This window comes from Streptomyces triticisoli, assembly GCF_003270085.1.
In the GTDB taxonomy this organism is placed as follows: domain Bacteria; phylum Actinomycetota; class Actinomycetes; order Streptomycetales; family Streptomycetaceae; genus Streptomyces; species Streptomyces triticisoli.
Map to the genome: position 1 here is coordinate 1 of NZ_QFDQ01000152.1, position 12,628 is coordinate 12,628.

Genomic DNA, 12,628 nt, shown 5'->3' on the forward strand with positions numbered 1-12,628 from the left:
ATGCCCGGCGTCCGCCTTCAGCCCGGCACAGTCCTCCTCCAGCTGCTCCAGGTCCCCGGTGAACTGCGGAATCTCCCCCGGATCGATCACCTCTTGCCCGCTCCTGGCAAGTCCACCTTCGGCGCGCTCAACGCCTTGCGCTGCGCCTCCTGCGCCATCTGCTCATCGCCGTTCAGGTACGCCGTCGTCGCGTCCACCACACCCTGCAACGACTTGCCCGCCCGCGCCGCGACGAACTGCAGATCCTTCGCCGCATGCTCCGCGTACTGCGACAACGCCAGCGCCACCAGGCCGCCCTGCACCTGCTCGCCGCCGGAGCCGCCGCTGCCGGCGTCCGCCGAAATCGTCCCCGCACTCGACGCCGCCGACGTCAGATGCTCCCCGTACGACTTCGCGTACTTCTCCAGCTTCGACGCCGACTCGCCCGTCGACTTCAGCACCTGCGTAATACCCTGCGGCTTCAGATCCCAGCCGGGCACACCCACACCCCCGTCAGCTCACCCGCACCCACACCAACGGCGCTCAGCCGATGTTGTCCACCGCCGCCTTCGCCCGTGCCAGCGTCGACTGCGCCGTCGAGTCGTTCATCTCCAGCGTCGACTTCACCAACTGGATGATGTTCCGCACCTCCTGCGAGGCGCTGTTCCAGCGCTGCTCCTTGCCGTGGTACTCGTCCGCCACACCGTCCGCCGTGAAGTCCGCCATCGCCGCCTTCACCTGACGGTCCCGCTGCCCGATCACCTCCTCCAACCGGGCCACCACCGCCTGCAGACCCCCCTGCACATCCGCCGACGCACCCGTGTCGTACGACCGACGATCCGCACCCGCACCAGAACCCGCCATCACACACCACTCCCCGAATCCCCGAAAAAACGATCAACCGAACAGAACACGCGTGCGAGGAACAGAACTCAGCGGAACCGCGCCGCATCGAAGTTCGCCGCACCCATCTGCTGCCGCGCGTTGTCCCCCTGCTCCTGATCACCCGAGGAGAACGCCGACTCCATACCCGACTGACCACCCAGAATCGCCGACAACGACCCGTTCAGGTCCGCCGTGATCCCGTCCGCCCGCGCCTTGAACTGATCGAACATCCGCCGGCCCGCACCGTTGAACTTCCCCTCCAACGGCTCCGCCGCCCGCACCAACTGCTGGATCAACGCCCCCAGATCGTCGCTCGATCCCCGCGACTCGCGCATCAACGACGACAGCGTCTGCGCACCCATGTCGAACTTCACGCCGAACTCGCCTCCCCGTGAAGAGAGTTGCCTCTTCTCTCATCGAACGCTTCCGCGGACACCATGTTCACAAGTCGCCGTCGCACTCGCAACCGCCTTGCGTCACAGCCCCGCCACAACCAGACGGCCCGCGGCTCAGCGTGCCGCCTGGGCCGTAGGGCCCTCGCGGCAGATCAGGAGGAGGGCGCGGTCGTCGTTGACGTCCTTGGCCACCGCTTCGATCAAGTGCCAGGCGGCGCCCCGGAAGCCGCCGGCGACGTAGCGGTCGGCCTCGCCGGTGAGGCGGTCGATGCCTTCGGTGATGTCGCGGTCGGCGGTCTCCACCATGCCGTCGGTGAACAGCATCAGTACGTCGCCGGCCCGCAGGCAGCCTTTGACCGGGTCGAACTGGGCGCCGTCGTAGACACCGAGGAGCGGGCCCTCGGCGGCCTTCTCCTCCCAGCGGCCGCTGCCCGCGCTGAGCTGCAGGCCCGGCGGGTGGCCGGCGGTGTACAGCTCGTAGTCGCCGGAGTCCAGGTCGAGGACCAGGTGGGTGGAGGTCGCGAAGCCCTCCTGCCAGTCCTGGCGCAGCAGGTAGCCGTTGGCGGCGGGCAGGAAGGCGTGCGGGGGCAGGCTGCCGAGCAGGCCGCCGAACGCGCCCGACAGCAGCAGTGCCCGCGAGCCCGCGTCCATGCCTTTGCCGGAGACGTCCGTGAGGACGACTTCCAGGGTGCGGCCGCCGTTCGTACGGGCGGCGACCACGAAGTCGCCGGAGAAGGACTGTCCGCCGGCCGGGCGCAGGGCCATCTCGTGGTGCCAGCCGTCCGGCAGCCGCGGCAGTGTGCTCTGCACGCGGATGCGTTCCCGCAGGTCGAACAGCATGGTGCCGCCACGCCTCCACGGCACGCCGACCCGGCTGCGGAACTGGGCGATCAGCAGCCCGAACAGACCGCAGGCGGCGACCACCAGCACCACGCCCGGTGTCACCCGGGACGGGCCCTCGGTGTACGGCCCGAGCCGCACCGACTCCACGATCAGCGCCGTGGCCGCGACGGCGTACAGGCCGAGCAGGCTCGCCGGGCGCAGCAGCAGGCCACCGGCGACGATGGGCAGCACGAGCGCGACCGGCGAGAACCAGACCGAGTTGACGAGGGTCAGCACCGCGATCAGCGGGATGGTCAGCAGCAGCCCGCCGAACGCGATCCAGTCGGAGCCGTCCCCGCGGAAGTAGTCGACGGCGGATCTGCGCAGGCCGACGCGGGCCCGGTGCCACTGCATCTTCCACCGGGCCGTGAACGTCTCGGCTTCCGCGCGCCGCTCTCGTCCTGCTGCCATTAGTTCGGGACCCTATCCATCGAACCTGTTGCTTGGCACGGGAGGTCCTACTTGTCCCCCGTCCGAGGCCCGGACTGCCAGTGAACTTCACGGAGAGCCGTCGCGCCGCCGCCCGGAAAAAATCGCTCGCCCGTTCCGTATCGCCCTGGTACGCATGGCGTATGGCAAGTGACCTTGTGACCGGGCCGAGGGTGCTGCGGCAGGACGAGTGGGACCCCTGGTACGACAACCTGATCCGCGCGTTCGGCGGGGTGCCGGAGTCGTCGGAGGAGCGGCAGGCGTGGCGGTCCGTCACCGAGTTCGACCGTTCCCTGGGCGTGTGGGACGGGGACGCGTGCGTGGGGACGGCGGGGGCGTTCAGCTTCCGGATGACCGTGCCCGGCGGCGCGCCGGTGTCCGCGGCCGGGGTGACGATGGTCGGCGTGGCCGCCACGCACCGGCGGCGCGGCGTGCTGACGTCGATGATGCGGCGGCAGCTGGACGACGTACGGTCCTGGGGCGAGCCGCTGGCGGTGCTGACCGCCTCCGAGCCCGCGATCTACGGCCGCTTCGGGTACGGGGCGGCGACCTTCCAGGTGCAGGCCGAGATCGACACCGACCGGGCCGGGCTGTCGGTCCCGGCCGGCACCGACGGCGTACGGCTGCGGTACGCGGCGCCCGCCGACGTGCTGGACGTCTGCGAGGCGGTGTACGCGCGGCTGGTGCCGGCCCGGCCCGGGATGGTGGAGCGGCCGGCCGGCTGGGCGCGGCTGACGCTGCTGGACCCGGAGCGCGAGCGGGGCGGCGCGTCGCCGCTGCAGTGCGTGGTCGCCGAGCGGGGCGGGGAGATCACGGGGTACGCGCGCTACCGCGTCAAGCCCAGCTGGGACAGCGGTGGGCCCGAGGGCACGGTGGTGCTGAGCGACCTGGACGCGCTGGACCCGGCGAGCGGGGCGGCGCTGTGGCGGTTCCTGTTCGGCATCGACCTGACGTCGACGCTGAGCGTGCGGAGGCGGCCGGTCGACGACGCGTGGCAGTACCTGGTGTCCGACGTCCGGCGGTGCCGGCCGCGGCTGCAGGACGCGCTGTACGTCCGGCTCGTGGACGTGGGGGCGGCGCTCGCGGCGCGGACCTACCAGGCGCCGGTGGACGTGGTGTTCGAGGTGGCGGACGATTTCTGCCCGTGGAACTCCGGGCGGTGGCGGCTGAGCGGGGACGCGAAGGGGGCGTCCTGCGAGCGTACGTCGGATGCGGCCGAGGTGGCTCTCTCGGTACGGGAGTTGGGGGCGGCGTACCTCGGTGGCGTGCCGCTGACCGCGCTGGCCGCGGCCGGGCGGGTGCGGGAGCTGCGGCAGGGGGCGCTGGCGGGGGCGTCGGTGGGGTTCGGCTCGGCGGTGGCGCCGTGGCTGCCGCACGGGTTCTGAGTTCGTTCTACTTCGTCTGGCAGGTGGGGCACCAGAAGAGGTTGCGGGCGGCGAGGCCGGCGGTGTGGATCCCGGTGCCGCAGATGTGGCAGGGCAGGGTGGCGCGGCGGTAGACGTAGACCTCGCCGCCGTGGTCGTCCACGCGGGGTGGGCGGCCCATCGCCTCGGGGGTGTGCTCGGGGCGGACGGTGTCGATGCGGTTGTCGCGGGCGCCCTCGCGCATGAGCCCGACGAGGTCGGTCCAGAGGGCGCCCCACTCGGCGGGCGTGATGTCCTTGCCGGGGCGGTACGGGTCGATGCCGTGCCGGAAGAGGACCTCGGCGCGGTAGACGTTGCCGACGCCCGCGATGACCTTCTGGTCCATCAGCAGGGCGGCGATCGTCGTACGGCTGCGGCGGACGCGGGCGTAGGCGGTGGCCGGGTCGGCGTCCGGGCGGAGGGGGTCGGGGCCGAGGCGGTCGTGTATCGCCCGCTTCTCGGCGTCGGTGATCAGGGCGCAGGTGGTGGGGCCGCGGAGGTCGACGTACGCGGCGGCGTTGGCGAGGCGGAGGCGGACGGTGTCCGTGGGTGGGGGCGCGGGGGCGTCGCCGAAGGTGACCTTGCCGAAGAGGCCGAGGTGGATGTGGACCCAGTCGCTGTCGCGGAACCGGAGGAAGAGGTGCTTGCCGTGGGCGTCCGTGCGGGTGAGCTCCGCTCCGGTGAGGAGGGCGGCGGCGTCGGAGAACTTGCCCTGGGGGCTGGTGACGTGGGTGGGGGTGCCGGAGAAGCGGGCGGCGTACTCCTGCGCCAGGTGGTGGATGGTGTGGCCCTCCGGCACGGTGTGTCCTCTCCTACGGTTCTTTTCCCACCCGCCCGCCCGACTCGGTGGGGTGAGGGAGCACCCGGCCCCGGGGCTCCGCCCCGGACCCGTTCGGGGCTTCGTCCCCATCTTCGCCCACCCGACCCGCCCGTCCCGGTGGGGCAAGGGAGCCGCCCCTGGGACTCCGTCCCGGACCCCGGCGGGGGCTTCGTCCCCTGCGTCCCCAGCGAGGTGTCCCGCCGCAGGTTTCACGGGGCTTCCGTCCCAGGCCCATGGGACTCCGTCCCTGCCCGACGGGGGTTCCGCCTCGCCCTGCCTTCGGGCCCGCAGGACACTGCGCCCCCGGGCCCGCTGCCGGGCGCCGCCGTCGTCCTAACCCTGCGGATGGTGCGCCGGGATCGGCGGCAGGTCGCCCGTCGTCTCGTAGGCCGACAGCATGTCGATGCGGCGGATGTGGCGTTCGTCGCCGGAGAAGGGGGTGCCCAGGAAGGTCTCGACGAACTTCGTCGCCTCCTCCAGCGTGTGCATGCGCGCACCCACCGCGACGACGTTGGCGTTGTTGTGCTGGCGGCCGAGGGCGGCCGTCTCCTCGCTCCAGGCGAGGGCCGCGCGGACGCCCTTGATCTTGTTCGCGGCGATCTGCTCACCGTTGCCGGAGCCGCCGATCACGATGCCGAGGGAGTCGGGGTCGCCGGCCGTGCGCTCGGCGGCGCGCAGGCAGAAGGGCGGGTAGTCGTCCTGGGCGTCGTAGATGTGCGGGCCGCAGTCGACGGGCTCGTGGCCCGCCGCCTTGAGCCACTCGACGAGGTGGTTCTTGAGTTCGAAGCCCGCATGGTCGGAGCCGAGATACACGCGCATGGTCCGAGTGTGACACGGCGGACGGCGCGGAGCCCCGTCGGGTGCACGACCGCACTCGGGACGGACGTGCCTCGGTCGCGGCGCCGGCCACGGGAGCCGACCGCGGGAGAGGTCGTCGTGACGCCGGCACGGTGACCGGGGGACCGAACGGCGGCCGGGGTTCGGGCATGTACGTCCGAACCCCGGCCGCCGCTCACCACGTCAAGCCGTGAGCCGTCACTTGTTGACGAGCTTCCAGACGGCGGGCAGCAGGCCCATCGCCAGGGCGGCCTTCAGGGCGTCGCCGATCAGGAACGGGGTGAGGCCGGCCGCGATCGCGGCGGACGCGGACATGCCGGTGGCCAGGGCCAGGTAGGGCACGCCGACCGCGTAGATGACCGCCGAGCCCAGCACCATCGTGCCGGCCGTGCGCCAGGCGCTGCGGTCGCCGCCGCGGCGGGCCAGGGCGCCGACGACGGTGGCGGCGAGCAGCATGCCGAGGACGTAGCCGAAGGAGACGGCGCCCGCGCCCGAGGCGCCGCCCGCGAACCACGGCACGCCCGCGGCGCCCGCGAGCACGTACAGGGCGAGGGCGAGGAAGCCGCGGCCGGCGCCGAGCGAGGTGCCCACCAGCAGGGCCGCGAAGGTCTGGCCGGTCACCGGCACCGGGGAGCCGGGCACGGGCACCGCGATCTGGGCGGCGACTCCGGTGAGCGCGGCACCGCCCACCACGAGCGCGGCGTCCCGGACACGGGAGGCCGGCAGCAGGTCGGCGAGGACGACCCCGGTACGGGCGGGGGTGACGGCGGCGGTGCTCATGGGGACTCCGGGCGGGGTGAAGGTACTTCGGGACACGGTGACGCTATCCCAGCGCCCGCACGGAGATCACCGTCAGCGCTCGACAAAGGCGGGAACGGACGGTTGGTCACCTTCGTACAAAGGAAGGGCCGTACACCTCGTGGGACGTGACGCCTGTCACTGAGGTGGAGCGGTTTCCGACACTCTCGCCCCCTCGTCGAGAACTGTAGGATCCCGCCAAACGACTCACCGCCCATCATCGGCAGCCCCGTAGCCGTCGTCTCACCCTGCGCACCAAACGCGTCCGGATGACGGACGACTGCTCCGTGCCGGCCGGGAACTCACCCAGACTGTGGGGGTTTTCGTACCTGCCCCCACACTGGACGAGCCGCCCCCATGCCGAGCACCACCACCGTCGAACGGCCCCCGCGGGCGGACGGCGCTTCCCTCTCCCATGGCCTGAAACAGCGCCACCTGTCGATGATCGCCCTCGGCGGGGTGATCGGCGCGGGCCTGTTCGTCGGCTCCGGCGCGGGCATCGCCGCCGCCGGTCCCTCGATCGTCGTCGCCTATGCCCTCTCCGGCCTGCTGGTCATGCTGGTGATGCGGATGCTGGGCGAGATGTCGGCGGCGTATCCGTCGTCGGGTTCCTTCTCCGCGCACGCCGAGCGGGCCTTCGGCCCGTGGGCCGGGTTCACCGCGGGCTGGTCGTTCTGGGTGCTGCTGTGCACGGCGGTCGGTCTGGAGGGCATCGGCGCCGCGAAGATCGTCACCGGCTGGCTGCCGGGCACGCCGGAGTGGGCGTGGGTGGCGCTGTTCATGGTGGTGTTCTGCGGCACGAACCTGGCGGCGGTGAAGAACTTCGGCGAGTTCGAGTTCTGGTTCGCCGCGCTGAAGGTCGGCGCGATCACCCTGTTCCTGGTCCTCGGTGTCCTCGCGATCGCCGGCGTGCTGCCCGGCACCGGCTCGCCGGGTGCCTCGAACCTCACCGACTTCTTCCCGCACGGCGGCGAGGGGCTGATCATCGGCCTGCTCGCCTCGGTCTTCGCCTACGGCGGCCTGGAGACCGTCACGATCGCGGCGGCCGAGTCGGAGAACCCGGTGCGTGGCGTGGCGACCGCCGTGCGGACGGCGATGTGGCGCATCGCGCTGTTCTACATCGGCTCGATGGCGGTCATCGTCACCCTGGTCCCGTGGGACTCCGAGGAGGTCGTGACGAAGGGCCCCTACGTCGCCGCGCTCGACCGGCTCGGCATCCCGGGCGCCGGTCAGCTGATGAACGTGGTGGTGCTGGTCGCGCTGCTGAGCGCGATGAACGCCAACGTCTACGGTGCCTCGCGCATCGTGTACTCGCTGGTCGAGCGCGGTCAGGGCCCCAGGGTGCTGGCGAAGGTCTCGGGCGGGGTCCCGCGGATCGCGGTGCTGGGCAGCTGCTTCTTCGGTTTCGTGTGCGTGCTGCTCAGCTACTGGCGGCCGAACGACGTCTTCGCCTGGCTGCTGAACATGATCGGCGCGGTGATCCTCGTCGTCTGGATCTTCATCGCCGTCTCGCAGCTGCGGCTGCGGCGCAGGCTGGAGTCGCAGACGCCGGAGAAGCTGGTGGTGCGGATGTGGGCGTTCCCCTGGCTCACCTGGGTCGCCCTGGCCGGTATGACGGCCGTCTTCGTCCTGATGGCCCGCGAGCCCGGCACGCGGGTGCAGCTGTACTCGACGGGCGGGATGACGCTGGCCCTGACGGCGGCCGGGTACGCCTGGCAGCGCACACGCGGGCGACGAAGCTGACGCGACACACCCGCCGCGACCCTGTTGTCGCTCGACCGCAACTGCACTACGTTTGCAATAACGGCCCTGAGTGGGCCCCTGCGCCCGGTGATCGCCTTCTCATCCTTCACCCGGGCAGGCGGAAAGACGGAAGCCCCCGCGAGTGGGCCTCCCCCCTTCCGGGGGAGCGACTCGCGGGGGCTTCCGCCCGGAAAGCCGCCCCGGCGGGACCGGTTTCGCACTCGCGGTGCGACATCTGCGCCCTTACGATCCCCATTCCGGCAAACATCGCAGATCGATCCGACGGCCGGAGCGGGAGGCACGCGCATGTCCGACTACATCCACTGCCCCGACTGCCCGGGGAAGAAGCCGCATCCCTTCAGCAGGGTGGGCCCGGAGGAGGCGAAGCACATCAACGAGGCGCGCGGCGTGCGCGACGGTCACGGCTGGTGGCGGTGCGAGAGCCGGACGCCCAAGGGGCGGTGTCTGTGGGTCCAGCCGCGCTGGCACCAGGCGAAGGGCTTCAGCCTCCCCGAACGCTTCCGGTGACCGGTGACCCGCCGGGTCGTCACAGGTTGCTGAAGTCCGGCCCCACCGTGCGGGTGCGCTTGAGTTCGTAGAAGCCGGGGATCGAGGCGACCGCGAGGGTGCCGTCCCAGAGGCGGGCGGCCTGTTCGCCCTTGGGGGTGGGGGTGACGACCGGGCCGAAGAAGGCGATCTGCTCGCCGTCGGGTCCGGGGACGGCGATGACCGGGGTGCCGACGTCCTGGCCGACCCTGTCGATGCCCTCCTTGTGGGAGGCGCGCAGCTCGGCGTCGAACTCGAAGTCCTCCTGGTCGGCGTAGTCGATCAGGTCGGCGGGCAGGCCGGTCTCCTCCAGCGCGGCGGCGATGGCCTCACGGGTGGGGCCCTCGTCGCGGTTGTGGAAGCGGGTGCCGAGCGCGGTGTAGAGCGGGCCGAGGACGTCCTCGCCGTGCTTCTGCCAGGCCGCGGTCACCACGCGCACCGGCGCCCACGCCTTGGTCGTGAGCAGCTCGCGGTAGTCCTCGGGCAGCTCGTCGATGCGGGGCTCGTTCAGCACCGCCAGGCTCATGATGTGCCAGCGGATCTCGATGTCCCGCACCTTCTCCACCTCCAGCACCCACCGGGACGTGATCCAGGCCCAGGGGCACAGCGGGTCGAACCAGAAGTCGACGGGGGTCCTGCCGGACGACGGGGTCGCGGCGGGGGCGGGGGTGGTCTCGGGCATGGCTCTCCTCAGAAGTCGGTCCTCCAACGGTCAACACGGATCGTCTGCCTGCGCATTCCCGGCTGCCGTGGGTCAGGGGCACGTGGCAGGATCGATCCTGTCCACATTCTGAACACGATCGAGGGAGTGCCGCCCGTGCCCGGTGAGAATCTGTCCCGCGACGAGGCCCGGGAGCGGGCCGCGCTGCTGTCCGTCGACGGATACGAGGTGTCCCTGGACGTGCGGTCCGCGGTGGGCGAGCAGGCCGGGGAGGGTCCGCGGACGTTCCGCTCCGTGACCACGATCCGCTTCCGCTGCAACGAGCCGGGCGCGTCCAGTTTCGCGGACCTGATCGCGCCGAGCGTCACCGCCGTCTCGCTCAACGGCAAGGACCTCGACCCCAGCGAGGTCTTCGACGGCTCCCGGATCGTCCTGGAGGACCTGGCCGCCGACAACGAGCTGGTCGTGGACGCCCAGTGCGCATACTCCCGCACCGGCGAGGGCCTGCACCGCTTCGTCGACCCGGAGGACGGCGAGGTCTACCTCTACACCCAGTACGAGCCGGCCGACTCCCGCCGTGTCTTCGCCAACTTCGAGCAGCCCGACCTCAAGGCGCCCTTCCGCTTCGAGGTGCGGGCCCCGGAGGGCTGGACGGTGTGGAGCAACGGGGTGGGCGAGCGGCACGACAAGGTGTGGCGGTTCGCCGAGACCAAGCCGATCTCGACGTACATCACCTGCGTGGTGGCGGGGCCGTACCACTACGTGACCGACACCTACGAGCGGGTGTTCGAGGACGGTACGCGGCTGGAGATTCCGCTCGGCGCCATGTGCCGCAAGGGGCTCGCCCGGTACTTCGACGCCGACGACGTCTTCCTGGTCACCAAGCAGGGCCTGGACTTCTTCCACGACCACGTCGACTACCCGTACCCGTTCGGCAAGTACGACCAGGCGTTCGTGCCGGAGTACAACCTGGGCGCGATGGAGAACCCGGGCCTGGTGACCTTCCGGGAGGAGTACATCTTCCGGGGGAAGGTGACGCGGGCCTCCTACGAGGCGCGGGCCAACGTCATCCTGCACGAGATGGCGCACATGTGGTTCGGCGACCTGGTCACCATGGAGTGGTGGGACGACCTGTGGCTGAAGGAGTCCTTCGCCGACTTCATGGGCGCCTTCGCACTGGTCGGCGCGACCCGCTTCACCAACGGCTGGATCACCTTCGCCAACCGCCGCAAGGCGTGGGCGTACCGCGCGGACCAGCTGCCCTCCACGCACCCGGTCACGGCGGACATCCGCGACCTGCAGGACGCCAAGCTGAACTTCGACGGCATCACCTACGCCAAGGGCGCGTCCGTCCTCAAGCAGCTGGTGGCGTACGTCGGCCAGGACGCGTTCCTGGAGGGCGCCCGCCGCTACTTCAAGCGGCATGCCTACGGCAACACCCGCCTGGGTGACCTGCTGGCGGTCCTGGAGGAGACCAGCGGCCGGGACCTGGGCGCGTGGACGCGGGCCTGGCTGCAGACGGCGGGCGTCAACTCGCTGACCCCGCAGGTGGTGCTGGGCGCCGACGGCACCATCGAGGAGCTGGCCGTCGTACAGGAGGCCGCGGAGTCGCATCCCGAGCTGCGCCCGCACCGGGTGGCGGTGGGCCTGTACCGGCGCTCCCAGGTCGGGGCCCTCGAGCAGTACGCGCGCGCCGAGCTGGACGTGGACGGCGCCCGTACGGTCGTGGCGGAGCTGGCCGGTCAGGACGCCCCGGAGCTGGTGCTGGTCAACGACGAGGACCTCACCTACTGCAAGATCCGCTTCGACGAGACCTCGCTGGCCACCCTGCGCGAGCAGCTGGGCGCGCTGACCGACCCGCTGGCCCGCGCCCTGTGCTGGACGGCGCTGTGGAACATGACCCGGGACGCGCTGCTGCCGGCCCGCGACTTCATCGGCCTGGTGCTGCGCTTCGCGGGCCGCGAGTCCGACATCGGCGTGCTCCAGATGCTGCACGCGTGGGCGGAGTCGGCGCTCGTGCACTACGCGGCGCCGCGGTGGCGCGAGACGGGCGGGCGGGCGCTGGCCGAGGGTGCGCTGGCCGAGCTGCGGCAGGCCGAGCCGGAGAGCGAGCACCAGCTGGCGTGGGCGCGCTTCTTCGCCACGGCGGCCTCCGCCCCGGACGACCTGGCACTGCTGAAGGGCCTGCTGGACGGCACGGAGGAGATCGAGGGGCTGAAGATCGACCAGGAGCTGCGCTGGGCGTTCCTGGAGCCGCTGGCGGCGCACGGGGTGGCGGACGAGAGGACGCTCGCCGACGAGCTCACCCGCGACGACACCGCCTCCGGCAAGCGGCACCAGGTGCGCTGCCTGGCCGCGCGGCCCTCGGCCGCCGTCAAGGCGCGGGCGTGGGCGCAGGTGGTGGAGTCCGACGCGCTGTCGAACGCGCTGGTCGAGGCGACCATCGCGGGCTTCGTCCAGCCCTCCCAGCGGGAGCTGCTCGCACCGTACGCGCCGAAGTACTTCGAGGCGATCGAGCGGGTGTGGACCGAGCGGTCCATCCAGATCGGGATGGACGTGGTGCGGGGTCTGTTCCCCGCGTTGCAGGACTCGCGGGAGACCCTGAAGGCGACGGACGCGTGGCTCGCCGCGCACGAGCAGGCCGCGCCCGCCCTGCGCCGGCTGGTCCTGGAGGCGCGGGACGACCTGGCGCGGGCGCTGCGTGGACAGGCGTGCGACGAGGCGGCGGAGGCAGCGGCCTGACGGGGCGGCCTGACACGGCATAGCTCTGGCCAAAGCTCAGGCGTGCAGTAACCGTTACGAAATTCGGTCAAGACACACCGTAACCCCTGGTCCCACCTGGTCGGACCAGGGGTTTTCGGCATCCGAACGTCCGTCCTTTAGGGCGGGGATGTCCGGGTTCAGCGCCGCTCTTGTAACAGCGGTTACAGTCCGGCTCCGGCCCGGGAAACGTGCCGGACATGAACCACAACACCCCCCTCTCCCCCCGCCCCCTCCACCACCTCGCCGGGGCGCACCGCCGGGTCCTGACCACCGCCCAGCTGCGCGCACACGGAGTGTCGGCCGCCGAGACGGCCGAACGGTGCCGCGACGGCGGCCCCTGGCAGCAGCTCCTGCCGGGCGTGTTCCTGCTCCACCCGGGTCCGCCGACCAGCAAGGAGCGGCTGCACGCGGTGCTGGTGTACGCGGCGCGCGGCCCGCTGCCCCGGCCGGCGCCCGGGGTGCCCGCGCAGCCGACCGCCCAGGCCCC

At 71.7% G+C, this 12,628-nt stretch carries 12 protein-coding genes and 1 pseudogene; 5 read left to right on the forward strand and 8 right to left on the reverse strand.

The genetic code is table 11. The features are described from left to right. Positions 1-86: 86 nt before the first annotated feature. From DEP02_RS20605 to DEP02_RS20620, 4 genes are all read right to left on the reverse strand, one after another. Positions 87-479 (reverse strand): DUF6507 family protein, encoded by a 393-nt coding sequence (locus tag DEP02_RS20605; protein ID WP_198668505.1) that lies wholly within the window; start codon positions 477-479, stop codon positions 87-89. 43 nt (positions 480-522) lie between these two features. Next, a complete protein-coding gene (locus DEP02_RS20610) occupies positions 523-843 on the reverse strand; it encodes a pore-forming ESAT-6 family protein (protein ID WP_112469171.1) in 321 nt (106 codons plus the stop codon). Between the two features lie 68 nt (positions 844-911). After that, on the reverse strand, positions 912-1,238 hold the full coding sequence (locus tag DEP02_RS20615) for a hypothetical protein (RefSeq protein WP_112469160.1): 327 nt from the start codon (positions 1,236-1,238) through the stop codon (positions 912-914). A 135-nt stretch (positions 1,239-1,373) separates the two neighbouring features. Then, positions 1,374-2,552, reverse strand: a complete 1,179-nt coding sequence (locus DEP02_RS20620; RefSeq protein ID WP_112469161.1) for a PP2C family protein-serine/threonine phosphatase — start codon at positions 2,550-2,552, stop codon at positions 1,374-1,376. Positions 2,553-2,713: 161 nt separating this feature from the next. Between DEP02_RS20620 and DEP02_RS20625 the strand changes: the two genes are divergently transcribed. After that, entirely contained in the window at positions 2,714-3,955 is a 1,242-nt protein-coding gene (locus DEP02_RS20625; RefSeq protein ID WP_112469162.1) for a GNAT family N-acetyltransferase, read from the forward strand. Positions 3,956-3,962: 7 nt separating this feature from the next. Here the strand turns inward: DEP02_RS20625 and DEP02_RS20630 are convergent, their stop codons facing one another. The 3 genes from DEP02_RS20630 to DEP02_RS20640 form a co-directional block, all read right to left on the reverse strand. Continuing rightward, positions 3,963-4,772, reverse strand: a complete 810-nt coding sequence (locus DEP02_RS20630; RefSeq protein WP_112469163.1) for an Fpg/Nei family DNA glycosylase — start codon at positions 4,770-4,772, stop codon at positions 3,963-3,965. Between the two features lie 354 nt (positions 4,773-5,126). Further along, positions 5,127-5,612, reverse strand: a complete 486-nt coding sequence (locus DEP02_RS20635) for a ribose-5-phosphate isomerase (protein WP_112469164.1) — start codon at positions 5,610-5,612, stop codon at positions 5,127-5,129. Positions 5,613-5,828: 216 nt separating this feature from the next. Next, positions 5,829-6,410: a biotin transporter BioY gene (locus DEP02_RS20640; protein WP_112469165.1), complete on the reverse strand. Its 582-nt coding sequence runs from the start codon at positions 6,408-6,410 to the stop codon at positions 5,829-5,831. Between the two features lie 375 nt (positions 6,411-6,785). Between DEP02_RS20640 and DEP02_RS20645 the strand changes: the two genes are divergently transcribed. Together DEP02_RS20645 and DEP02_RS20650 are read left to right on the forward strand one after the other, a co-directional pair. Continuing rightward, on the forward strand, positions 6,786-8,171 hold the full coding sequence (locus DEP02_RS20645; RefSeq protein WP_112469166.1) for an amino acid permease: 1,386 nt from the start codon (positions 6,786-6,788) through the stop codon (positions 8,169-8,171). A 306-nt stretch (positions 8,172-8,477) separates the two neighbouring features. Continuing rightward, positions 8,478-8,699, forward strand: coding sequence for a hypothetical protein (locus DEP02_RS20650; protein ID WP_112469167.1), 222 nt, complete (start codon positions 8,478-8,480; stop codon positions 8,697-8,699). Positions 8,700-8,718: 19 nt separating this feature from the next. On the opposite strand, the gene DEP02_RS20655 is transcribed toward DEP02_RS20650, so the two are convergent. After that, entirely contained in the window at positions 8,719-9,399 is a 681-nt protein-coding gene (locus DEP02_RS20655) for a mycothiol-dependent nitroreductase Rv2466c family protein (protein ID WP_112469168.1), read from the reverse strand. Positions 9,400-9,534: 135 nt separating this feature from the next. Between DEP02_RS20655 and pepN the strand changes: the two genes are divergently transcribed. Both pepN and DEP02_RS20665 read left to right on the forward strand, forming a co-directional pair. After that, on the forward strand, positions 9,535-12,120 hold the full coding sequence (pepN, locus tag DEP02_RS20660) for an aminopeptidase N (RefSeq protein WP_112469169.1): 2,586 nt from the start codon (positions 9,535-9,537) through the stop codon (positions 12,118-12,120). A gap of 218 nt (positions 12,121-12,338) precedes the next feature. Continuing rightward, positions 12,339-12,628 (forward strand): annotated as a pseudogene (locus DEP02_RS20665) (hypothetical protein); the annotation flags it as partial.

Excerpts from the sequence above, each read along its gene's own strand:
- DEP02_RS20640 (WP_112469165.1), bottom strand. The coding sequence starts at position 6,410 with ATGAGCACCGCCGCCGTCACCCCCGCCCGTACCGGGGTCGTCCTCGCC.
- DEP02_RS20645 (WP_112469166.1), top strand. The coding sequence starts at position 6,786 with ATGCCGAGCACCACCACCGTCGAACGGCCCCCGCGGGCGGACGGCGCT.
- DEP02_RS20610 (WP_112469171.1), bottom strand. The coding sequence starts at position 843 with ATGGCGGGTTCTGGTGCGGGTGCGGATCGTCGGTCGTACGACACGGGT.
- DEP02_RS20655 (WP_112469168.1), bottom strand. The coding sequence starts at position 9,399 with ATGCCCGAGACCACCCCCGCCCCCGCCGCGACCCCGTCGTCCGGCAGG.
- DEP02_RS20625 (WP_112469162.1), top strand. The coding sequence starts at position 2,714 with ATGGCAAGTGACCTTGTGACCGGGCCGAGGGTGCTGCGGCAGGACGAG.
- DEP02_RS20635 (WP_112469164.1), bottom strand. The coding sequence starts at position 5,612 with ATGCGCGTGTATCTCGGCTCCGACCATGCGGGCTTCGAACTCAAGAAC.
- DEP02_RS20620 (WP_112469161.1), bottom strand. The coding sequence starts at position 2,552 with ATGGCAGCAGGACGAGAGCGGCGCGCGGAAGCCGAGACGTTCACGGCC.
- DEP02_RS20650 (WP_112469167.1), top strand. The coding sequence starts at position 8,478 with ATGTCCGACTACATCCACTGCCCCGACTGCCCGGGGAAGAAGCCGCAT.